General features: G+C 58.5%; 21 protein-coding genes and 1 tRNA gene. 20 read left to right on the forward strand and 2 right to left on the reverse strand.

Annotation, left to right across the window (positions count from 1 at the left end; genetic code table 11):
- Position 1 precedes the first annotated feature (1 nt).
- Genes FHX76_RS02970 through ndk form a run of 3 tightly spaced genes read left to right on the forward strand, consistent with a single transcriptional unit; the run spans position 2 to position 2,239 of the window.
- A complete protein-coding gene (locus FHX76_RS02970) occupies positions 2–1,351 on the forward strand; it encodes a bifunctional folylpolyglutamate synthase/dihydrofolate synthase (RefSeq protein ID WP_167147699.1) in 1,350 nt (449 codons plus the stop codon).
- Positions 1,348–1,770 carry a DUF4233 domain-containing protein gene (locus tag FHX76_RS02975; protein WP_167147702.1) on the forward strand — a complete coding sequence of 141 codons (423 nt, stop codon included), beginning with the start codon at positions 1,348–1,350 and terminating at the stop codon, positions 1,768–1,770. The genes FHX76_RS02970 and FHX76_RS02975 overlap by 4 nt, the downstream gene beginning before the upstream one ends.
- 52 nt (positions 1,771–1,822) lie before the next feature.
- The gene (gene ndk / locus FHX76_RS02980) at positions 1,823–2,239 is read left to right on the forward strand and encodes a nucleoside-diphosphate kinase (RefSeq protein WP_167147705.1); all 417 of its coding nucleotides are present in this window, start codon (positions 1,823–1,825) and stop codon (positions 2,237–2,239) included.
- 178 nt (positions 2,240–2,417) lie between these two features.
- On the opposite strand, the gene FHX76_RS02985 is transcribed toward ndk, so the two are convergent.
- Positions 2,418–3,032, reverse strand: a complete 615-nt coding sequence (locus tag FHX76_RS02985) for a vitamin K epoxide reductase family protein (RefSeq protein ID WP_167147707.1) — start codon at positions 3,030–3,032, stop codon at positions 2,418–2,420.
- A gap of 270 nt (positions 3,033–3,302) precedes the next feature.
- Between FHX76_RS02985 and FHX76_RS02990 the strand changes: the two genes are divergently transcribed.
- From FHX76_RS02990 to FHX76_RS03065, 16 genes are all read left to right on the forward strand, one after another.
- Complete coding sequence (locus FHX76_RS02990; protein ID WP_167147710.1) at positions 3,303–5,834, forward strand: Rne/Rng family ribonuclease; 2,532 nt, start codon at positions 3,303–3,305, stop codon at positions 5,832–5,834.
- A gap of 315 nt (positions 5,835–6,149) precedes the next feature.
- On the forward strand, positions 6,150–6,458 hold the full coding sequence (gene rplU, locus FHX76_RS02995; protein ID WP_167147713.1) for a 50S ribosomal protein L21: 309 nt from the start codon (positions 6,150–6,152) through the stop codon (positions 6,456–6,458).
- Between the two features lie 44 nt (positions 6,459–6,502).
- Positions 6,503–6,760, forward strand: a complete 258-nt coding sequence (gene rpmA, locus FHX76_RS03000) for a 50S ribosomal protein L27 (protein WP_141918382.1) — start codon at positions 6,503–6,505, stop codon at positions 6,758–6,760.
- A gap of 85 nt (positions 6,761–6,845) precedes the next feature.
- Positions 6,846–8,363: a GTPase ObgE gene (gene obgE / locus FHX76_RS03005; protein ID WP_167147716.1), complete on the forward strand. Its 1,518-nt coding sequence runs from the start codon at positions 6,846–6,848 to the stop codon at positions 8,361–8,363.
- On the forward strand, positions 8,347–9,135 hold the full coding sequence (proB, locus tag FHX76_RS03010; protein WP_243848641.1) for a glutamate 5-kinase: 789 nt from the start codon (positions 8,347–8,349) through the stop codon (positions 9,133–9,135). The genes obgE and proB overlap by 17 nt, the downstream gene beginning before the upstream one ends.
- A 4-nt stretch (positions 9,136–9,139) precedes the next feature.
- Entirely contained in the window at positions 9,140–10,408 is a 1,269-nt protein-coding gene (locus tag FHX76_RS03015) for a glutamate-5-semialdehyde dehydrogenase (protein WP_167147719.1), read from the forward strand.
- A gap of 60 nt (positions 10,409–10,468) precedes the next feature.
- Complete coding sequence (locus FHX76_RS03020; protein ID WP_167147722.1) at positions 10,469–10,666, forward strand: hypothetical protein; 198 nt, start codon at positions 10,469–10,471, stop codon at positions 10,664–10,666.
- 20 nt (positions 10,667–10,686) lie between these two features.
- Positions 10,687–11,289, forward strand: a complete 603-nt coding sequence (gene nadD, locus FHX76_RS03025; protein WP_167147724.1) for a nicotinate-nucleotide adenylyltransferase — start codon at positions 10,687–10,689, stop codon at positions 11,287–11,289.
- Complete coding sequence (locus tag FHX76_RS03030; protein ID WP_167147727.1) at positions 11,286–13,013, forward strand: hypothetical protein; 1,728 nt, start codon at positions 11,286–11,288, stop codon at positions 13,011–13,013. The genes nadD and FHX76_RS03030 overlap by 4 nt, the downstream gene beginning before the upstream one ends.
- Before the next feature lie 36 nt (positions 13,014–13,049).
- Positions 13,050–13,427, forward strand: a complete 378-nt coding sequence (gene rsfS, locus FHX76_RS03035; RefSeq protein ID WP_167147730.1) for a ribosome silencing factor — start codon at positions 13,050–13,052, stop codon at positions 13,425–13,427.
- A gap of 93 nt (positions 13,428–13,520) precedes the next feature.
- Positions 13,521–13,596, forward strand: a tRNA-Ala gene (locus FHX76_RS03040).
- Positions 13,597–13,876: 280 nt separating this feature from the next.
- The gene (locus tag FHX76_RS03045; RefSeq protein ID WP_167147733.1) at positions 13,877–16,021 is read left to right on the forward strand and encodes a TPM domain-containing protein; all 2,145 of its coding nucleotides are present in this window, start codon (positions 13,877–13,879) and stop codon (positions 16,019–16,021) included.
- A gap of 93 nt (positions 16,022–16,114) precedes the next feature.
- Positions 16,115–16,846: a PspA/IM30 family protein gene (locus FHX76_RS03050; protein ID WP_167147736.1), complete on the forward strand. Its 732-nt coding sequence runs from the start codon at positions 16,115–16,117 to the stop codon at positions 16,844–16,846.
- A gap of 125 nt (positions 16,847–16,971) precedes the next feature.
- Entirely contained in the window at positions 16,972–17,592 is a 621-nt protein-coding gene (locus FHX76_RS03055) for a TetR/AcrR family transcriptional regulator (protein WP_167147739.1), read from the forward strand.
- The gene (locus tag FHX76_RS16635; RefSeq protein WP_167147742.1) at positions 17,589–18,554 is read left to right on the forward strand and encodes an EamA family transporter; all 966 of its coding nucleotides are present in this window, start codon (positions 17,589–17,591) and stop codon (positions 18,552–18,554) included. Before FHX76_RS03055 ends, FHX76_RS16635 begins: the two co-directional genes overlap by 4 nt.
- 4 nt (positions 18,555–18,558) lie before the next feature.
- Positions 18,559–18,912 (forward strand): zinc ribbon domain-containing protein YjdM, encoded by a 354-nt coding sequence (locus FHX76_RS03065; RefSeq protein ID WP_341777842.1) that lies wholly within the window; start codon positions 18,559–18,561, stop codon positions 18,910–18,912.
- Positions 18,913–18,993: 81 nt separating this feature from the next.
- On the opposite strand, the gene FHX76_RS03070 is transcribed toward FHX76_RS03065, so the two are convergent.
- On the reverse strand, positions 18,994–19,800 hold the full coding sequence (locus tag FHX76_RS03070) for an SGNH/GDSL hydrolase family protein (RefSeq protein ID WP_167147748.1): 807 nt from the start codon (positions 19,798–19,800) through the stop codon (positions 18,994–18,996).
- Positions 19,801–19,962: 162 nt separating this feature from the next.
- Between FHX76_RS03070 and FHX76_RS03075 the strand changes: the two genes are divergently transcribed.
- Positions 19,963–21,183 (forward strand): MFS transporter, encoded by a 1,221-nt coding sequence (locus tag FHX76_RS03075; protein ID WP_167147751.1) that lies wholly within the window; start codon positions 19,963–19,965, stop codon positions 21,181–21,183.
- The last annotated feature ends 8 nt before the right edge of the window (positions 21,184–21,191 follow it).

The following is a 21,191-nucleotide window of genomic DNA, read 5'->3' on the forward strand; positions in this document are numbered from 1 at the left end:
CATGAGCGAACCACTATCCCGCGGCGACGCTATTTACGCCGAGCTGCTTGAGCGGCTTGGTGAAGATCAACCGCAGCCACGCCTCGATGCAACCCGCCGGGTAGCCGAGTTGCTTGGTGACCCGCAGAACAGCTATCCCGTGATCCTGATCACTGGAACCAACGGCAAGACGAGCACCAGCCGAATGACGGAGTCCCTGCTGCGCGCACTCGGCCTCCGCACCGGGTTGTTTACGAGTCCGCACTTGCAGCGATTTAACGAGCGAATCGTCATCGACGGTGAACCCATCGGCGATGATGCCCTAGACGTTGTCTGGCAAGACATCAAGCCCTACGTCGCCATGGTTGACAACGAGCTAGTCGCTCAGGGTGAGCCCCGACTCACGTTTTTTGAGACAATGACCGCCCTTGCCTATGCTGCTTTTGCCGATGCCCCGGTCGAGGTTGCTGTTGTTGAGGTTGGGATGGGCGGCGAATGGGATTCCACCAACATCGTGGATGCCGCGGTCAGCGTGTTCACCCCCATCGACCTTGATCACGTTGAAAAGCTGGGCCGCACAATCGCCGAGATTGCGACGACAAAGGCCGGCATCATCGCCGAGGGCTGCGACGTTGTTTCGGCGCGCCAGACCCCAGAAGCCGACACGATCCTTGCTGAGCGCGCGCACTCGCTGCACGTACCATTTCTTCGCGAGGGCGTCGACTTTGCGGTTGATAGTTCGACGGTTGGTGTTGGTGGTCAGCTGCTTGCGCTCAGGGGTCTCTCCGGAACCATGTACAACGAGATCATGCTTCCGCTCTACGGAGAGCATCAAGCGCAGAACGCAGCGGTTGCGCTTGCGGCCGTGGAGGCATTCACCGGCCGCCGCGTGATCGCGCATGACATCCTTGACGAAGGATTTGGCCAGGTCACGGTTCCCGGGCGCCTGCAGCTGCTCGGCGCGACCCCGCCGGTGTATGCCGATGCCGCGCATAATCCGCACGGCGCGCGCGCCCTCGCCGCATCCCTCAGCGGATTTTTTGCGTTCGAAGAGCTTGCCCTCGTCTTCGGCTCCCTTCGGGATAAAGACTCATACGGCGTCATGGAGGCGTTGCGCGACAGCGTTTCCACCGTTTTTGTGACGCAGTCGTCTTCCGAGCGTTCGCACTCTGTTGAGGACCTCGCCGAGATCGTGCGTGATGCCTCTGCAACCCTTGATGTGTTCGAAAGGGACTCACTTGAGGACGCCATCGAAAGTGCCCGCAATTGGGCCGAGCAGGGGGAGTCGCGCGGTGTTATTGTTGCCGGTTCCATCGTGCTCATCGGCGAGGTTATGACGATCGCACAGCAGAACGGCTGGGCCCTGTCATGAGTGCAGCACGCGCACCGCGCACACCGGCACCACGATCAACGAAGCGCAGCCTTGCATCCATCGTTCTTGGTTTTGAACTGATCATCGTGTTCCTCGCTGGCCTCACACTTTTTGGGCTTGATGCTATCCAACCGGTGCCTCGTGAGTGGGCCCTCTATGGCGGCATCGCGCTCTGCGTGCTCACGGTTCTGGCGATGGCGATGCTGCGAAGCCCCGTCGGATACTGGCTTGGCTGGTTTGTGCAGGCTGCGCTGATGTCCACCGGATTATTCGTGCCCATCATGTTTATTGCTGGCGGGCTATTTGTTGCCCTCTGGACCTACTGCATGATCATCGGCGAGAAGCTTGATCGCCAGACCCGTGCCTATATTGAGGCCGAGGATCGCCTACAGGCGCAGGCTGAAAACGGCGTTGCCTGATACCGTGCAGCGCAAACCTTTCTGACCCGTTCACCACATCACAAGGAGAAACATGCTCATCGAAGAAACACTCGTACTGGTCAAGCCAGATGGTGTCGCCCGCAACCTGACCGGCGAGATCCTTCGCCGCATTGAGGCAAAGGGGTACTCGCTTGTTGACGTCCGCCTCGTCCAGGCAGACCGCGACCTGTTGACGCAGCACTACGCAGAGCACGAGGGAAAGCCCTTTTTTGAACCGCTGCTTGAGTTCATGGAGAGCGGCCCAACGGTTGCCCTTCGCATCGCGGGAAACCGTGTGATCGAGGGTTTCCGCGTACTCGCTGGAACGACCGATCCCACCACTGCCGCGCCAGGAACCATTCGTGGCGACCTTGGCCGCGACTGGGGCCTCAAAGTACAGCAGAACCTCGTCCACGGTTCTGACTCACCAGAGAGCGCCGAGCGCGAGCTTGCCCTCTGGTTCAGCTAACCTCTGACGACAACGGCGGGGCGGCATCCACTGAGGGTGCCGCCCCGCCGTCGCGTTTCGGCCATCGTTCGCCCCATAGTCCGGTTTTTTGGCAAATGTCCCGGACTTTTGGGCGAATAGATTGGGTATGGATGGAGTTCGCATCCACCACCAGCCAGAGGGGGAGTCGAGCGGAACGCTAGGAGAACATCCTGCCGATCTCGGAGATCCAATCGAGGCGAACCTGGGCGATGATCGCGACGATGAGGTAGCAGCCGAGGGTAATAATCCATGCCCACGAGTAGAGCGTTGACGCTAATTCGCGGCCGCGCTCGGAGAGACCAAGGTGTCCCTGCTTGGCAACAAAGAGCCAGGTGTACCAGAACAGCGGGATAACAACGGCCCAGCAAACCATGCACCAGGGGCAGAGTGTGCCGAGCGAGTAGATGCTCTGGCTGATAAGCCAGGCAACGAAGCCAAAGGCAAACGTGATGCCAACGAGGTAGAGGCGCCAGAACCACGATGCGAACTGCGCACCGGCAAGGAGCGCAACGCCAAGAATGATGGGCGCAACAAACATCGCGATTCCAAGGATGGGGTTCGAGAAGCCGAAGATGGAACCCTGCCAGGAGCCCATGTTTGGTCCACACGACACCACAATCGAGATGTTGCAGTTGGGAACGTGCTGCGGGTCAACGAGCGTGTTGATGCGTTCGGTAATAAGTTCGAACGAGGCAAACCACCCAATCACCCCCGCTATGACTGAAAAAATGGCGAATCCAAATGGTCGTGCGGGGGAAGTAGTTGTGCCCATAAGCACAATTCTAGAGTGTCAAATCAACTCTCCGTAATCATTACGTGACATAATGGAATCACGCGTCCGTGGCTACACGCCCCAGACGTCGACTGAAAGCTTTGTGGCGCACATGCGCCCACCCTGTGACCATGACGGTCAGATCACCGCACGGCTGATTTCCTGCAGTGATCCAAATTGAGAATTAGCGCGTTGCGCACGTCGCAACCCGCGCGAGAAGAGTGACCGGATGACCTGTACGCAGGCACCCGGTGAAGGAGTGCACCACTCATGGTGGAAAACAATACAGAACAGAATATCCCGAACGATCATTCGGACCACGAGGCCGTTGCCGGAGGGGCCGCGTTTGGCGGTACCGCCGAACAGCTTTCGCTGAGTGTTCCAGGCGTTTCGCTCGAGAACATTGCTTCGGTTGTCGATTCTGCAGCAACTGCGGCAGAGTCAAAGACCGCGCCAGCTGAGTCGTCGCAGCAGCAGACGGCCGAGGGTGTAACCGCCGCGGCAGCTGGAGCGGGGGAGGCAACCGCATCGGCCCCTGTTTCCGACAAGCCGCAGCCAGTTGTTGAACTGAGCCCAATCGAGAAGTTTCAGTCAACAACGGCCATTACTTTCCTCGCGCCGAACCTGCCGCCAGTAGAGTTCAGGGCCCCGCGTCGCCGCGAAGACGATAGGGCTCCCCAGTTTGACGACTATGACGACGAGCCGACGGTTCGCCGCCGCACGCGCCGCAGAGCCGATGAAGACCCTCGTCCGCTCAGCGACGACCCAAACACCATTGTTAAGGTTCGTAAGCCGCGCGAAAAGGCGCCGCTCATTACCGAGCCGCAGAAGGTGAAGGGTTCAACTCGCCTTGAAGCAAAGAAGCAGCGTCGCCGCGATGGCCGCGAAGCCGGACGCCGCCGTAGCGTCATTACCGAGTCAGAGTTCCTTGCCCGCCGCGAGTCGGTAGACCGGGTCATGGTTGTTCGCTCGAAGAATGACCGCATTCAGATTGGTGTGCTTGAAGACGGCATCCTCGCAGAGCACTACGTCGCTCGGTCGCAAGAGGGATCGCTGATTGGCAACGTCTACCTCGGTCGTGTGCAGAACGTTCTTCCCAGCATGGAAGCGGCCTTTGTTGATATCGGACGCGGCCGCAACGCCGTGCTGTATTCTGGCGAAGTTGACTGGGATGCGGTAGAAACCGGCAACCAGCCCCGCAAAATTGAGTTTGCGCTCAAGGCCGGCGACACCGTCCTTGTGCAGGTCACGAAAGACCCGGTTGGACACAAGGGCGCCCGCCTGACCAGCCAGATTTCGCTTCCTGGCCGCTACCTCGTTTACGTGCCCAATGGCTCCATGAATGGCATCTCGCGCAAACTTCCCGACACCGAGCGTGCACGCCTCAAGAAGATTCTCAAAGAGGTTCTTCCTGACAATGCTGGTGTTATCGTGCGTACCGCCGCCGAGGGTGCGAGTGAAGAACAGCTCACGCTTGACGTCACGCGTCTCACGAAGCAGTGGGAATCCATTAGCGCTCAGGTTGCCGGTGGACAGGCTCCGCAGCTGCTGCACGGTGAGCCAGACATGCTTATCAAGATCGTTCGCGACGTCTTCAACGAAGACTTCACCAAAATGGTGATTTCCGGCGATGACGCTCAGAGCACCATTCAGACCTACCTCGAGCAGGTTGCCCCCGACCTCGTTGAGCGGGTTGAGCGCTACGAAGGAACCCGCGACCTGTTCGACGAGTACCGCATCTCGGAGCAGATCTCGAAGGCCCTTGACCGCAAGGTATGGCTGCCCTCGGGCGGCTCGCTCGTCATTGACCGCACAGAGGCAATGACGGTGATCGATGTGAACACCGGAAAGTTTGTTGGTTCCGGTGGAAACCTCGAAGAGACGGTGACCAAGAACAACCTCGAGGCTGCAGAAGAGGTCGTTCGCCAGCTCCGGCTGCGCGACATCGGTGGCATCATCGTTGTTGACTTCATCGATATGGTTCTTGAGTCCAACCGTGACCTCGTCCTTCGCCGCATGGTTGAGTGCCTCAGCCGTGACCGTACAAAGCACCAGGTCGCCGAGGTCACCTCGCTTGGTCTTGTGCAGATGACGCGTAAGAAGCTTGGCCTTGGTCTGCTTGAGTCATTTAGCGAGCCGTGTGAGGTGTGTGCTGGGCGAGGCATTGTTATCCATCACGAGCCCGTTGAGAAGCACCGTTCTAACCAGGGTGAACCGCGTCGCCGTAAGGGTGGCAATCAACAGCAGAACCAGGCGCCAGTTGCCGCCCCTGCTGCCCAAGCCCACGCCATCACCGATGATGCCAAGAATGCCCTTGCCCAGATTGCGGCAAGCACCATCGTGCACCCGGTCAAGGAAGACGGCACCGTTGACGTGCCAGCGGCTGAGGTTGCTGAAAAGACAGAGCCGCGTCGTGGCCGCAAGCGTGCTTCACGCCGTTCGTCATCCGATGCTCAGCAGTCGGCTGCGTCGCAGCAGGCGTCATCACCTGCTGAGTCTGACACGGTGTCCTCGTCGCGCGATAGGGCATCGGGATCTGCAGATAACTTCTCGGTGGAGGTTGGCGAGTCCCACGAGCCTTCAACCGCTGCTGAGGTGCCCATTCTCGGGATTCCCGTTGTTGCGAAGTCTGAGCGCCCTGCGCGTGTGAGCATGCATGACGCTGAGCAGATCCTTGGATCCGTTCTTGACTCCCTGCCAGAGCCTCCCGCTCCTGGCCGCAGTCGCTCGCGCAGCCGCCGGGTGACGACGTCAGCGCTGAAGGGCGGCACACTGACGAGCGAAGACTCGCAGGAATCCTAGTCCGCGCGTTTGTGACTTAACACACTGCCGCTCAGCGTTCGTCGAATGCTGAGCGGCAGTTTGTGTGTGCGCTTCGGTCTTCGCCCCGTCAGATGAGCAACGACACGCAGGCGTCACTGTTTGACCGGCGCAACCGTGTGGGGTAGAGTTGACCCTTGGTGTCATTTGTTTTCAAGTGATTCCGCTGAGTGATTTCACCCCGTGGTCATAACCCACCCCGGCAGGCGAAGTCTTCTCTTGAATTGTGTTTGAGTGAATTGCACTCGAATAAGTAGAGGCCCAGATCTGGGCCCCTCGAGAAAAAGGTACGTTTAAGTGGTTTACGCAGTAGTGCGCGCCGGCGGTCGGCAAGAACGAGTAGAGGTCGGAACGATCCTCACCGTTGACCGTATCAAGGGCGATGACAAGGGCAAGGTTCAGCTTCCTGCCGTTCTTTTGGTTGATGGTGACAAGATCACCACCGACGCCGACTCACTGGCAAAGGTGAAGGTTGTTGCCGAGGTTCTTGAGGATCTCCGCGGCCCCAAGATCGTTATCCAGAAGTTCAAGAACAAAACGGGCTACAAGAAGCGCCAGGGCCACCGCCAGGAGCTTACCCGTATCAAGGTCACGGGCATCAAGTAGTCGTTCAGACTACTTGCCCAATTAGTTGAGGAGAATAACTACTCATGGCACATAAAAAGGGTGCGAGTTCCACTCGCAACGGTCGTGACTCGAACGCACAGCGCCTTGGCGTGAAGCGCTTCGGTGGTCAGGTTGTCGGCGCAGGCGAGATCATCGTTCGCCAGCGTGGTACCCACTTCCACCCCGGCGTGAACGTCGGACGTGGCGGCGACGACACCCTGTTTGCTCTCGCAGCAGGCTCGGTTGAGTTTGGCACAAAGGGCGGCCGCAAGGTTGTCAACATTGTTGCTGCAGCCGAATAGTCGGTAACAGTTTTTCGGGTGGGCGAGCTTCGGCTCGCCTTTCCCATTTGTAGAGAAGTTTTTAGGTTTAGGGAGGGACGTACCAGTGGCTACGTTTGTCGATCGCGTCGTATTGCATTTGAGCGCGGGAGATGGTGGCAATGGTTGTGTCTCTGTCCGCCGCGAGAAGTTTAAGCCCCTCGCGGGTCCTGACGGCGGGAACGGCGGGCACGGTGGGGACATCGTGCTCGTCTCAGACCCGCAGGTAACAACGCTGCTTTCATATCACCGTTACCCTCACCAGACATCCGATTCCGGAACGTTTGGTATGGGCGACAACCGTCACGGTTCTAACGGCGAACCACTTGAGCTCAGGGTCCCCATCGGCACGGTTGTGACCGATGATGAAGGCAACGAACTCATTGACTTTTCCGAGCCCCACCTGCGCTACGTTGTGGCTAAGGGTGGCCTCGGCGGCCTCGGAAACGCCTCGCTTGCAACGCAAAAGCGCAAGGCGCCTGGGTTCGCGCTGCTTGGTACCCCAGGCGAGAAGCTCGACATCCATCTTGAGCTCAAGACCATGGCCGATATCGCACTTGTTGGCTTTCCTTCGGCAGGCAAATCGAGCCTCATCGCGGCCATTTCCGCCGCGCGGCCCAAGATTGCCGATTACCCCTTTACCACGCTGCAGCCGAACCTTGGCGTTGTCCAGGCTGGAAACACCCGGTTTACCGTTGCGGATGTTCCTGGGCTCATCGAGGGGGCAAGCGAAGGAAAGGGTCTCGGACTCGACTTCCTCCGTCACGTTGAGCGTTGCAGTGCTCTGTTGCACGTGCTCGACTGTGCAACTCTCGAACCAGGCCGCGACCCGCTGAGCGACCTCGACATTATCCTTGCTGAACTTGAGGCCTACCCTGTTGCAGAGGGGGAGATTCCACTGAGCAAGCGTCCGCAGCTCATTGCGCTGAACAAGGCAGACGTTCCTGAGGCCCGTGAACTGGCCGAATTTGTTCGCCCCGAGCTCGAGGCCCGCGGTTACAAGGTGTTCACGATCTCTGCCGTCGCTCACGACGGGCTGAAAGCGCTGACCTACGCCCTCGCGGAGGTAGTCGAACAGCACCGTGCGGCGGAACTTGCCGCACCGGTTGCCCCTCGCATCATCATCCGCCCAACGGCGGTCGACAAACTGCCTTTCACCGTTCGCGTTGAGGGCGGCACCTACGGAAACATCTACCGCGTGCTCGGCCAGAAGCCAGAGCGCTGGGTTGCCCAGACCGACTTTGCGAACGACGAGGCCGTTGGTTACCTGGCCGACCGCCTCAACAAGCTTGGCGTTGAGGATGGCCTGTTTAAGGCAGGAGCCGTTGCGGGCTCCACCGTCGTTATCGGCGAGGGCGACGGCGTCATCTTCGATTGGGAGCCAACGCTCACCTCCACGGCCGAACTCATCACGGCGCCTCGCGGCGCTGACCTCCGACTTGACGAGAACCAGCGTCCAACGCATAAGACTCGTCGTGAGATTTATCTTGACCGCATGGATGCCAAGGCAGAAGCGCGTGCCGAGCTGGAGCGTGAGCGCGAGGCCGGCCTCTGGAAGGACGAGGACACTGAGAGCAGTAACTAGCCGTTCGGGCATCCCCAGCGCTCGGCGCATTGTTGTCAAGGTGGGCTCATCATCGATTAGCGGTGAGAACGCCGCCCAGATCGCGACGCTTGTTGATGCGTTGGCCGTGTGCCACGCATCCGGAACCGAGGTCATCCTCGTGTCGAGTGGAGCGATCGCGACGGGGATGCCGCTGCTGCGCCTCGATGATCGCCCTGACGACCTTGCCACGCAGCAGGCTGCCGCTGCCGTCGGCCAAAACGCGCTTGTCGTCCGGTATCAAGACTCGCTTGATCGCTACGGCATTCTCGCGGGGCAGGTGCTTTTGACCGCCGGTGACCTTGAGCATGAGAAGCCACGCAGCAACGCAAAACGCGCGATGGACAGACTGCTTGGGTTGAGAGTATTGCCAATTGTCAATGAAAACGACACGGTTGCAACTCACGAAATTCGATTTGGTGACAACGACCGCCTTGCATCACTGGTTGCTGAGCTGGTTCAGGCAGATTGCCTTGTGCTGCTTTCTGACGTGGATGCGCTCTACACGCGCCCACCGCTTGAGCCAGGTGCCGAGCGTATCGAGAACATCCCCTTTGGAGACAGTCTCACTGGTGTGACAATCGGTTCGGTTGGCACGGGCGTTGGTACAGGGGGAGCCCTCACCAAGGTTGCCGCTGCACGGCATGCCACGCAGGCGGGAGCGGGAGTCCTGCTCACATCAACCGGGAACGCGGCGCGGGCGTTACGTGGGGAACACGTCGGCACATGGTTTGAGCCTGCCCCGCTACACTAACGGTATGGCCCTCAGCGACGACCTTCTTCACCAGTTCAACCTCAAGCTTTCCGCGGTTTCCGAGGCGAGCAGAGTGCTTTCTACGTCACATACCCTGATCAAGAATGCGGCACTTGAGTCGATTGCGCGCTTGCTTGAGCAGCGCGCCGACGAGGTTGTTGCGGCGAACGCAGAAGATCTTGCTCGGGGACGGGCCAACGGCATGACCGACGGCCTGATCGATCGCCTCACCCTTACCGCAGAGCGCATTGCCGCGTTGGCGGCGGCCGTGCGCGAGATTATTGGCCTTGCTGACCCCGTTGGGGTTGTTTCACGGGGTAGTATGTTGCCGAACGGTGTTGCTATTGCGCAGCTTCGGGTACCTTTTGGGGTTGTTGGTGCTATCTACGAGGCCCGACCCAACGTCACCATTGATATCGCGGCCCTTGCAATCAAGAGCGGTAACTGCGTTGTGCTTCGTGGCGGTTCTGCCGCCGAATCATCAAACAGGGTACTTGTCGCAATTATCCAGGCCGCCCTCGTTGAAGCTGGGCTGCCGGCTGATGCCGTTCATACGATCGATGAGTTTGGCCGCGACGGAGCCGCCCAGCTGATGCGCTCACGCGGGCTCGTTGATGTACTTGTTCCACGAGGCAGCGCTGAGCTTATCCAGACCGTCGTGAACGAGTCGACGGTTCCTGTACTCGAAACCGGTGCCGGAATTGTGCACGTGTTTCTTGATGAATCTGCTGACCTCGACATGGCTGTCAATATTGTGCTCAATGCGAAGGTGCAGCGCCCGAGCGTGTGTAACGCGGTCGAGACGGTGCTCATCCATCGGGATGCCGCGGCGCGAATATTGCCGGTGCTCGCCGGGGCGCTCGAACAGCAGAACGTCGAACTTCGCGGATGCCCCCGCAGCCAGTCGCTTGTTCCTGGCATGATTGGCGCCACCGAGGATGACTGGGCAACCGAGTACATGGACCTCATCCTTTCGGTACGTATCGTTGATTCGCTCGATGAGGCCATTGACCACATCCGCACGTACTCGACCAAGCACACCGAATCGATCATCACCGAGCGTGTGAGCCAAGCCGAACGCTTCCTTGCCGAGGTTGATTCCGCCGTTGTAATGGTCAACGCCTCAACACGGTTCACCGATGGGGGAGAATTCGGATTTGGTGCTGAAGTTGGCATCTCGACGCAGAAATTGCACGCTCGCGGGCCAATGGGCCTTCCCGAACTGACGACTACAAAATGGCAAGTCAGAGGAAATGGTCAGACGAGAAGCTAGCAAAACGCTAAGCTTAGACGTGGTCTATCCAGACCCAAGTTGATGAATGTGAGTGAACCTATGTCTTTCTTGTCGCTTCTTGCCGCCGAAGGCGCACACGAGGTAACCGAACTGGCCATGCCGACCTTCATGTTTGGCGGGGTAGCCCTCGTGGTGTTTGCCGCGCTTGGCGTTGTGACCTGGACCTACCGTGACGTGGCCAACCGCCACCACGACAAGGCCGAAGCCTACGCGCGCGAGCACGCTGACTCACACTGAGTCAGCTCCCAATAGAGCGTATGAGCATCTCCCGAGTGGAACGCCCGCGCATTGGCGTCATGGGTGGAACATTCGATCCGATTCATCACGGTCACCTTGTGGCAGCCAGCGAAGTCGCCCAGCACTTTAACCTCGATGAGGTTGTGTTTGTGCCAACCGGTGAGCCCTGGCAGAAAAGCAACGTCACTGACGGTGAACATCGATACCTGATGACCGTCATCGCGACGGCCGCCAACCCTCGATTCACCGTCAGTCGCGTAGATATTGATCGTCACGGGCCAACGTATACGGTTGATACCCTGCGCGATATTCGCGCCGCGCGTCCGAATGCCGAACTGTTTTTCATCAGTGGTGCGGATGCGGTTGAGCAAATTCTTGGGTGGAAAGATGTCGACCAGCTCTGGGACCTCGCACACTTTATTGCAGTATCCCGCCCCGGCCACGATCTGAGTATTTCGGGTTTGCCAGAGCGGGGCGTAAGCTTATTAGAAGTGCCTGCACTGGCGATTTCATCTACAGACTGCCGAAGCCGGGTCAATCGGGGGTTCCCCGTCTGGTATTTGGTGCCTGACGGAGTCGTTCAGTACATTTCTAAGCACCACCTATACGGAGTTACGGAATGAGTGAACCACACGAAGAACGACCGCTCACACGGCGCGAGTTGCGTGAGCGCGAGATGGGTCGTGCCGCAGATGATTCGTCACCTGCAGAGCCGGCCCCAGCGGTTGCCGAGCCCCCCGTAACCAGCAGCATCCCAATGATTGGGCCTGACGGGCAGCCAATGTCCCGCCGTGAGATGCGCGCGTTATGGGCCGCTGAGCAGGCAGCGCTTGCCGGCGAGCAGTCAGGCAATGCCGTGGATACGGCTCTTGCCGGGCAGGATGCCCCACAAGTTGCCGCTCCAGAGGTACCTTCCTTCGCGCCGCCTGCGCCTCCCGCACCGCCAGCGCAGGACGCGGTTTCAATCGATGCTGGCGTTTCTACTAACGAGTCCGCGGCAACCGTTGAGCAGCCCGCAGTCGAAGAGAATGTTGTCGAGGCTCCCAGCGACGAAAAGCCTTCAAAGAAAAAGCAGCGTGGTAAGCGCAACCAACCCGCAGCGGAGCCGGTTGTAGTCGCGCCCGTTGCCACTGATTCTCCGTTTGACGACATCATCGCTGGTGGTGTCGAAGACGCAAACAGGGCTATCGAAGAAGAGGCCCAGGCCGATGATGCCGAGCAGACTGAGGCGGCTCGCCTTGCCGCTGAGGCAGCGCAGCGGGAAGCGGATGAGGCCGCAGCTGCCCAGGCGGCTGAAATTGCGCGTATCGAAGCTGAAACACAAGCGGCTGAGGAAGCACGCGTCGCCGAAGAAGCACGCCTGAGCCGTGAGGCAGAGGAAGCGCTTGTTGCTGCGAAGCAGCGCATCGCGGCAAAGGCTCAAGCAGCTGAAGAGGCTCGCGTTGCTGAAGAGGCTCGCGTTGCTGAAGAGGCTCGCGTTGCTGAAGAGGCTCGCGTTGCTGAAGAGGCTCGCGTTGCTGAAGAGGCTCGCGTTGCTGAAGAGGCTCGCGTTGCTGAAGAGGCTCGCGTTGCTGAGGAGGCTCGCGTTGCTGAGGAAGCTCGCCTGGCCGAGGAAGTAAAGTCAGAACCCATAACCGTTGAGGTGATCGAGGAGCACGACTCCGAGACGCACACCATCGTTGCCGAAATCGTTGAGGACGACACCTCGTCGTCCAAAGCGCCACAGGAATCGGCCGCGCCGCACATTGAGAAGACTCCCACCGGTTTTGTCTTCCCCGTTATCGCGCCTGACGAGGATGAGCCACAATACATCGTCGACCCGGCAACGGTTTCGATGAGCAAAATTCAGCCGGATGTTCTGTCTCCCGCTCCTGCGCCGAGCTCGGCACCGGCGGAGGATGATGGTGATTTTGACGACATCATCAACCGTGCGGTCGCCTCAGAGGGAGTGACCTCCTCGACAAACGCCCTTATTCTTCCGCTGCTGCCCGATGGTTCCGACCTTGCTGGCGCACTGGATGAGACCGGCGAGGTGTACATCACCGGCTCGATTGAACTCCCACGTGCCCTCAGCGAGACGGGCGGACACGCGCGGCTGCACGACACGATCGATAATCTTGACGGTGTCCTCGGCGGAATTGACGAGCCCGAGTATGCTCCTGACGACACGCGCCCTGTTGCGGCCTCGCGTGCGATTAGTGCACAGTCCTCGAATAATACGCTTGTGACGCCAAATACCAAGCAGGGGAGCAAGCTTCCTCTGGTACTCTCAATAACCGCAGGTGGTTTGCTTGTCGGCATCGTCGGCTTGGTCATCTACGGATCTTCAACTGGCCTGTTTGGCTAGTCACACCTTCTTATCAAGTCAGGAACACTTTTTTATATGACCGCATCAGCTACCTCACTCGAGTCTCTGAATGTTGCCGTTGCGGCGGCGGCAGACAAGATGGGGGAGAACTTCGTTGCGCTTGACGTTTCGGCGTTGTTCCCGCTCGCCGATATTTTCCTTATGGTCAGCGGTCGTTCTGAACGAAACGTTCAAGCGATTTCCGACGAAGTTGAGGACAAGCTCCTTGAATCCGGAGTCAAGCGTGTCCGCCGTGAGGGCCGTTCGGCTGGTCGCTGGGTTCTTCTTGATTTTGGTGACGTCATTGTCCACGTGTTTCACCAGGATGAGCGTTCATACTATGACCTCGAGCGCCTCTGGAAGGATTGCCCTGCGATCCCGGTCGAGCAGCCTGTCGAGCAGCTCGAAAACTAAATAGTTTCCGCAACAGGCCGTCTCGATTTTATTTTCGGAGACGTTCTGTTGTAGGATAGAGAAGTTGTCAGGCGAGCATTTGTCTGACTTCCCGGGTCTGTGGCGCAGCTGGTAGCGCACCTGCATGGCATGCAGGGGGTCAGGGGTTCGAGTCCCCTCAGATCCACCAAAACTCCTTGTCAGAGTAATCTGACCGGGAGTTTTTGTGTTTTCAGCGACGGGAATTTCGACGGTAGATCAGGGAGCTCGTCTCTCGTCTCTCGCCTGTCGCTAGACGTCACAGTCTGGATGAGCGGTCTCAAGTATTGTCTGTGGCAACATGTAGCCTCGCTCGAACGTTCGGCTCGGTATCGCTGTGTTTGTTCTTCGTCTGGCTGCTGAATAGACAGGGTTCGCGCTTCCTCTATACAATCAGGAGCAGCAGTAACCGTTGCGTAAGGAAATGTTGAGTGAAGAAATTTTTGAGCGCCTTGATTGCGTCTCTTGCAGCGGCACTGATCGTTGGACCCGTTCTGTTTGGCGCTACGGGTGCCTACGCGTCGGATCCTGTCACGCTTGGTAAGGACCGCATAACCGACGAGTCGAATGTGCTTGGAGACAACCGAGCAACTGCTGAACAGGCGATCGAGAACTTGTATGACGAAACTCATGTTGAATTATTTGTTGCTTTTGTAGATCAGTTTACGAATCCAACAGATGCCGAACAGTGGGCGAATACGGTTGCCGAAGAAAACAACCTTGGGCCAAATGATGTCCTGCTGGCGGTGGCAACTCGAGGGCGAGCGTTTTACCTATCGGTCGACTCGGCCGGCCCTGTATCGACAACACTCGCGGGCCGAATCGAACAGTACAAGATTCAGCCTGCGCTCCGTGAAGATGACTGGGCTGGCGCGGTCGTCAGCGCCGCAGCCGGTATCGCTGAGGCGGCGAACGGCGAGAGCATCTCCTACGGTGCAACTGAGACACCCTCCGAAGAAACGACGAACCCTGTGGGTGCTATATTTGGGCTGCTATTTATCGGATCCGTGATCTGGCTTGTTGTGGTGTTGAGGCATCGCTCAAAACTGCGCAAACTTGACCGAACACGATCAAACGGGGAACAGCCCTGGCCGACGCCATCTGGTCAGCCTCATTCTGCCCCGGAGGCACCAATTGACATTGCCAGTCTTGAACGAGATGCGGCCACAGCGCTCGTGGCAGCCGATGATGCCATTCGTACGAGCGACCAGGAACTGAGTTTCGCTGTTGCCCAATACGGTGAGCCAATGACCGGGGCCTTCTCTGCGGCAGTGGCTTCAGCAAAGGGTTTGGTCGCTGAGGCGTTTCGGCTCCGTCAGCTTCTGGACGATAACATTCCGGACACCGATGCTCAGATCATCGATTGGAACCGCGGCATCCTGTCTCTCTGCGCCCAAGCCGATGCGGTACTTGACGCCGAAGCCGCAACGTTTGCGGAACTGCGCAGTATCGAAAAGAATCCTGGCGCTGAGCTCAACCGAGTTCGCGATCTGCTGCCAAGCCTTCGGGTTCGCGTGACGTCAACTGAAGGGGCCATCGCGGGTATTCGTGAACGCTTTGCGCCTTCGCTGTTAGTTCCGATTGAAGATAATGCGAATCAGGCCCAATTGAGGGTTGAACTGATTCAAACTGCCCTTGACGAGGCCGCCACGCGTCTCGCCTCAGGCGACAACGCTAACGTGGCTGTGTGTATTCGGGTGGCTGAGGACGCCGCTAGCCAGGCTCTCGGGCTCTGTGACGCAGTCCACCAACTCGGAATTGATCTTGAGCAGGTTCGCGATTCTGTTGGCTCTGCGATTAATGCACTCGACTCAGAACTCATCGATGCTCGACTGATGCAAGCAAACCCCCAGCAGTCTGCGGTCATCAGCGATATTGTTTCGTCAGCAACTGCAACTGTGCAACGCGTGAGACAAGCCCTGACTCTCGGAGGGGTGAATCCATATATCGAACTTGAACAGATTCAGCAGGCGGCCGGACAAGTGGCGAAAGTTCTCGAAGTTACACGTGGGAATCAAGCGAACCATGCTCGCCAACTGGCCTCCGCTGAGCATGAGATCGCAAGCGCGAGCGCGCAACTCTCGGCAACACAGAATTTCATTTCGGCCAGGGTTGGCGCCGTTGGCACAGAATCCCGAACGCGATTCTTCGAGGCTAGTCGTAAGCTCGATGAGGCAAAGACATTGATGCCAGAGAATCCGGATGCTGCGTTCGGAATCGCGCAGTCCGCTTCCTCGCTGGCAAACCAGGCAATGGCCTTGGCAAGTGCTGACGTTGGCGTCTTTCAGCAAGACATTGACCAAGAAGCATCAGGTGTGGACACTGGCATATCGGGGCTATCAGCGACGCAGCTGGCTGGCGCATTTTTGGGTGGCATCTTGGTCAAACAAGGGAGGCAAACGTTCGACGATTCCCCTCCTCGGGAACCGGCGTCTCGGCAGCGACGAGAGTCCCAGCCGTATCGCGAAGCACCTGCTCCGCGACGTTCCCAGAGCCAACGGACGTCCCCATCGTTTGGTGGCAGTGGCGGCTCCACCGGCGGCGGTCGTTCTCGCCGTGGGGGAGGACGATTCTGATAACGCAAATTGGCGCTAAATTGCCTTCTCTGGCTCGCCCGCAAATTTCCACAAATACTCTCTTCAGTACACCTCGTGAAAGGAATCAGCCACATGGCTAAACAATCAATCTTCGGACGAATCGCCCAACTAACGAAGGCAAATATCAATGCACTGATCGATCAGGCGGAAGACCCGCAAAAGATGATGGATCAGATGGTTCGCGATTACACGGCGAACATCAGCGAAGCGGAGAGCGCTATCGCCGAAACAATTGGTAGCCTGCGTCTTGCGGAACAGGATTATCGTGAGGATGTTGATGCCGCTGCGGAGTGGGGCCACAAGGCACTCGCCGCAAGCAAGAAGGCCGATGAGTATCGTGCTGGCGGAGCGACGGCGGATGCAGACAAGTTTGATGCGCTTGCGAAGATTGCCCTGCAGCGTCAGATTCAGGCCGAGGGGGAAGCCCGCGCTGCGGAGCCACGTTTGCAGAGCCAGAACGAGGTCGTTGACAAGCTCAAGAGCGGCCTGGCTGGGATGAAGGCAAAGCTCGTTGAACTAACGAATAAGCGCAACGAGTTGAACGCTCGTGCCAAATCTGTTGAGGCCCAAACCAAGGTCATGGATGCCCTGAAGAGCATTGACATCATGGATCCAAATAGTGAGGTGAACCGTTTCGAGCAGAAAATTCGGCGGGAGGAAGCTCGAGTTCAGGGCGCGAGCGAACTTGCTGCTTCAAGTCTTGACGCACAGTTCAACCAGCTTGAGGACATTGGCGAGCTCACGGAGGTAGAGGCGAGGCTCGCTGCGCTCAAGTCTGGTGGCGTCCGAGCAATCACTGAGTAATCTTCATTGAGCAAAGGCCCAGGCATCTCGTGGAGAATGCCTGGGCCTTTGTGCTGTGTTGAAGGCTCGTTGATGGACAACCAACAATCCAGTTAGGTAGACTGATCTATCTAATTGGAGGCACTATGAGTAAGGCATCAACACCGCGTACGCGTCCGACTCAAGCACGAATCCTTGCTGCTGCGTCTGAGTTGTTTTATGCTGAGGGACTCGCGGCTACGGGAATCGATGCGGTCACGGCGCGAGCAGGCGTGGCCAAGATGAGTCTGTACAACAACTTCGCTTCGAAGGAGGAGCTGGTTGCCGCCTATCTTGAGGCTCGTCACGCCGAATGGCTCGGGCTGTATGAGCGGCGAGCCGCAGAGGCAACGACGCCTCAGGAACGCGCTCTTGCCGTGTTTGATGCGTACGCGGATCACGCGCGATTTGCCTATCCATCGGGGTTCAGGGGATGCGGCCTCCTCAACGCGGCCGCAGAGCTTCCTGTTGGGCATCCTGGGCGACAAGCTGTCCGTGGGCACAAAGAGCAAGTTGAAGCGCTACTTCGAGATGCGCTGATCGACCTTGGCACGTTGAGCGCTGACCTGCTCGATGAGTCGGTTGAACACCTTGCCTTGCTCCTTGAAGGGTCCATGGCGAAGGCCGGTCTTGAGGGTAATGATCGACACATTCTCAGGGCACGTAGGCTCGCGCAAGCGATCGTCGCGGAGCTGACGGCAACCGGTTCAACAGAGCTGTCAAAGTGAGGGCCGCGCGTTATGTTGGCCTTGGCCCGATTCTCGTTCTTGTTGCCTCGCTCTTGTGGGGAACGACGGGAACCGTAGCGACGTTTGCGCCAGGGGTGAGCCCCCTTGCCATCGGTGCCGCAGCAATGGGAATCGGGGGAGTACTCCAGGCGCTCGTCGCGATTAAGCCAATCCGGCGGCAAATTCGCGTTCTTCGTCGGAACTGGCCGATGATTACCGCGGGTGCCATCTGCGTCGCGTTGTATCCGCTCGCGTTCTATTCCTCCATGCACCTCGCGGGCGTAGCGATTGGTACGGTCGTGTCCCTTGGCAGTGCGCCGCTTTTTGCAGCGGTAATTGAGCGCGTGGCTGACCGTGTGGCGTTTACGATTCGCTGGGGCGTGAGCGTTGGTCTTGGGCTGCTTGGCATGGTTCTGCTGTGCCTCGGGCGGTTTGGGGTTGACGGCACCGCAGCTGACGGCACCGCAATTGACAGCGCTGGGACGGTGACTCCCAACGAGTTGCTGTTGGGCACGGGGCTTGGGCTCGTTGCGGGAGCCACGTACGCGGTGTATTCGTGGGCAGCCCGCCGTGTCATGCTTGACGGAGTCACCGCGTCAGCGGCGATGGGCTCCGTGTTTGGCCTTGGTGGGATACTCCTCATCCCCGTACTGCTGGTTACAGGCGAGTCCCTACTGGCCTCGTTGAATAACGCTGCCGTCGGCCTGTACATGGCCCTCGTACCGATGTTCCTCGGCTACGTGCTGTTTGGCCGCGCACTGCTGACCGTTTCGTCGTCTGCAGCGACCGTGCTTACGTTGTTTGAGCCCGTAGTGGCCACAGTTTTAGCCGTTCTCGTCGTCGGCGAGCGGCTTGGACCGATCGGCTGGACTGGGATGATGCTCGTTGGCGCCTGCCTCGTGTTGCTGACCGTTCGGGCAAAGGCCAAATCAATTGATGCACGGGTTCTTCGCTATGGTTAACACCGTGAATGAGACTTTGCCCCCGTGTCCCAACTGTTCGAGCGAGTACACCTACGAGATGGGTGCCCTGTTCGTCTGCCCCGAGTGCGCCAACGAATGGGTTGCTGCCGATCCGATCAACGAGCCAGAATCTCACGAGCGTGTGATCAAGGATGCCGTTGGCAACGTCCTCGCTGACGGCGACACGGTCTCGGTGGTAAAGGATCTCAAGATCAAGGGCAGCTCAACCGTTGTGAAGGTTGGCACGAAGGTCAGGAACATACGCCTTGTTGACGGCGTTGGTGACCACGACATCGACTGCAAAGTTGATGGGGTTGGTCCGATGCAGCTCAAATCAAGCGTTGTGAAGAAGGTATAGCGAAACCCTCGCTGTTCTGCCATGACGCAACGGCATTGCCTAGGAACATCTTGCAACGAAGAAGAGCTTCGGGCTGCGTTGCTATCGCGCGTAGTTTTGGGTTACAGTCGCAACCGAATGCCGGCTGAGTGCGTGCAAGCGTTGTTTTATGGCAGGTAAAAATGCTTTTGCCCATACCGCGTAACCGCGATCGTTTGGGTGAAAGAAGTCAGCTGCAACCTGATTCAGCGCGTAACGAGTGCCTGTTTGGCGTCGGGTCACGCGATGAAGTGGCACAACCCTTAGGCCGAACTCAACGCTAACCAGGTGAACGATCCGATTTGCCTGTCGAACCTTGCGTTCAGCCGCGCCAAAGTAGAACGCAGGCACGTCTGCCACGATCGTGTGTGGAGGGAGCTGCCGACAGAGTTCTCGGAACTCAGACTCGAACCTACGCGCATCAAACTCGGCGATGTCGTTGGCCCCGATGGCAACGGTCACAATGTCTGGTTGCAGCGTTGCAAGCCGGGGGAGTTGCTGCGCGAGGGCCTCTCGAAGTCTGGCTCCTGAACTACTGAGATTGACAATGCGAACGGGCCTTGGCTGGAGCGCCCGCAGGTCGGTAAGGAGCCTACCGACATAGCCGCGGCGTGGCTTACTTGCTCCGATTCCCTGCGCAGCGGAGTCGCCTATGGCGACGTAAAGGAGTTCGTTGGGTTGTGAAGGAAGATCGCGCTGATCTCGCCACCATTTTGCGTTGACTGGAATTGCGGCGTTGAGAAGAGCCGCTCCACGTCGTTGGCGGAGTTTCCCTCTGCGCATGACCCACCGAAGCAGAACGACTGCGCAGAGAACGGGAACCGTGAGGAGCAATACCAGCGGCCATTGGGGGTTTCGAGCGTGTGTCATTTTGCCCTTTCAACAGAGGTCGACGTGTTGGTGCTGTCAGCGTAGTTGACATCTCTGACAAACCTTGAAGCGTTGCCGAATCGTCGCCCTTCGGGAATGTCACGGGTGTGAGCTAGGTTACTATCAGGAGTCGGCACCACAGCGTGCCGCGTAATTCTAAGGATGCTCGTGTCGCCTCGTCCAATACCCCGTGAGGTATGGGTGCTTGTCAGCGCCTCGTTTGTGATTGCGCTTGGCTACGGCATTGTGGCGCCGGTCCTTCCTCTCTATGCGGTCGAGTTTAACGTGAGCAATACTGCCGCAAGCGCGATCATCAGTTCATTTGCCCTCATGCGTCTGTTGTTTGCCCCTGCGAGCGGGTGGCTCATCCAGCGTTTCGGTGAGAAGCGCGTCTACCTCTCCGGGCTCACGATCGTTGCCATTTCGACCGGTGCGTGTGCGTTTGCGCAGGTCTACTGGCAGCTGCTTGTGCTCCGTTCAATCGCAGGTATCGGCTCAACCATGTTTACTGTGGCGGTCATGGGGCTGCTGATCCATATGAGCCCGCCTGACTTGCGCGCCCGTATTTCGAGCCTGTATGCCGGCAGCTTCTTGATCGGCGGCATCGCAGGGCCAACACTTGGCTCGCTGCTGGCTGGTCTCGGTCTGCGTGCGCCCTTCCTCATTTACGCGTTATCACTGTTTGTCGCGTGCATTGTGGTTGGAACAACGCTGGGCAAGGTGAGCGCAGATCAGCCAGGTGTTACCGACAGCCGCCCAACCATGTCACTGCGTGCGGCGCTGTTGCAGCCGCCATATCGGGCAGCGTTGGCCTCAAACTTTGCAAATGGATGGTCATCGTTCGGTGTGCGCGTTGCGCTGGTTCCACTCTTCATGGCGGCCATGTCCACCGACACGACGGCTGCCGCGCTTGCACTGACAGCGTTTGCCGTCGGAAATGCCGCGGTCATCATTCCAGCTGGTCGTTGGTCTGATCTCCACGGTCGGCGGCCATTCATTATCGCGGGTCTTGCGATCACTGGTCTCTCAACCGTCTTTTTTGGATTTAGCAGTGAGCTCTGGATTGCCCTTGTGCTTGCGGTCATTGCCGGCGTTGGTACCGGCTTGCTTGGGCCGTCGCAGCAAGCAGCAGTTGCCGACGTTATCGGACAGAAAGCCAGAGGTGGGCAGGTTCTCTCCACGTTCCAGATGTCGGCCGACCTCGGTGCGGTACTCGGGCCGTTGCTCATCGGCCTCGTGGCTGATGCGTTCGGCTTCGGCCCCGCGTTCGCCGTCACGGGCATGCTTCTTCTGGTCGCTGCGGTCTGGTGGACATTCACGGGCGATACTCGTGAACGCACGCTCACACAAGAGATTCCCATCGTCAGAACAAACGAGCCCTAATCAAGCGC

The organism is Lysinibacter cavernae (genome assembly GCF_011758565.1).
Lineage (GTDB): Bacteria > Actinomycetota > Actinomycetes > Actinomycetales > Microbacteriaceae > Lysinibacter > Lysinibacter cavernae.

What these genes read in the sequence shown, in the direction of transcription:
- FHX76_RS02970 (WP_167147699.1), top strand. Translation starts at nt 2, where the DNA reads ATGAGCGAACCACTATCCCGCGGCGACGCTATTTACGCCGAGCTGCTT.
- FHX76_RS02975 (WP_167147702.1), top strand. Translation starts at nt 1,348, where the DNA reads ATGAGTGCAGCACGCGCACCGCGCACACCGGCACCACGATCAACGAAG.
- ndk (WP_167147705.1), top strand. Translation starts at nt 1,823, where the DNA reads ATGCTCATCGAAGAAACACTCGTACTGGTCAAGCCAGATGGTGTCGCC.
- FHX76_RS02985 (WP_167147707.1), bottom strand. Translation starts at nt 3,032, where the DNA reads ATGGGCACAACTACTTCCCCCGCACGACCATTTGGATTCGCCATTTTT.
- FHX76_RS02990 (WP_167147710.1), top strand. Translation starts at nt 3,303, where the DNA reads ATGGTGGAAAACAATACAGAACAGAATATCCCGAACGATCATTCGGAC.
- rpmA (WP_141918382.1), top strand. Translation starts at nt 6,503, where the DNA reads ATGGCACATAAAAAGGGTGCGAGTTCCACTCGCAACGGTCGTGACTCG.
- FHX76_RS03015 (WP_167147719.1), top strand. Translation starts at nt 9,140, where the DNA reads ATGGCCCTCAGCGACGACCTTCTTCACCAGTTCAACCTCAAGCTTTCC.
- FHX76_RS03020 (WP_167147722.1), top strand. Translation starts at nt 10,469, where the DNA reads ATGTCTTTCTTGTCGCTTCTTGCCGCCGAAGGCGCACACGAGGTAACC.
- nadD (WP_167147724.1), top strand. Translation starts at nt 10,687, where the DNA reads ATGAGCATCTCCCGAGTGGAACGCCCGCGCATTGGCGTCATGGGTGGA.
- FHX76_RS03030 (WP_167147727.1), top strand. Translation starts at nt 11,286, where the DNA reads ATGAGTGAACCACACGAAGAACGACCGCTCACACGGCGCGAGTTGCGT.
- rsfS (WP_167147730.1), top strand. Translation starts at nt 13,050, where the DNA reads ATGACCGCATCAGCTACCTCACTCGAGTCTCTGAATGTTGCCGTTGCG.
- FHX76_RS03050 (WP_167147736.1), top strand. Translation starts at nt 16,115, where the DNA reads ATGGCTAAACAATCAATCTTCGGACGAATCGCCCAACTAACGAAGGCA.
- FHX76_RS03055 (WP_167147739.1), top strand. Translation starts at nt 16,972, where the DNA reads ATGAGTAAGGCATCAACACCGCGTACGCGTCCGACTCAAGCACGAATC.
- FHX76_RS03070 (WP_167147748.1), bottom strand. Translation starts at nt 19,800, where the DNA reads ATGACACACGCTCGAAACCCCCAATGGCCGCTGGTATTGCTCCTCACG.
- FHX76_RS03075 (WP_167147751.1), top strand. Translation starts at nt 19,963, where the DNA reads ATGCTCGTGTCGCCTCGTCCAATACCCCGTGAGGTATGGGTGCTTGTC.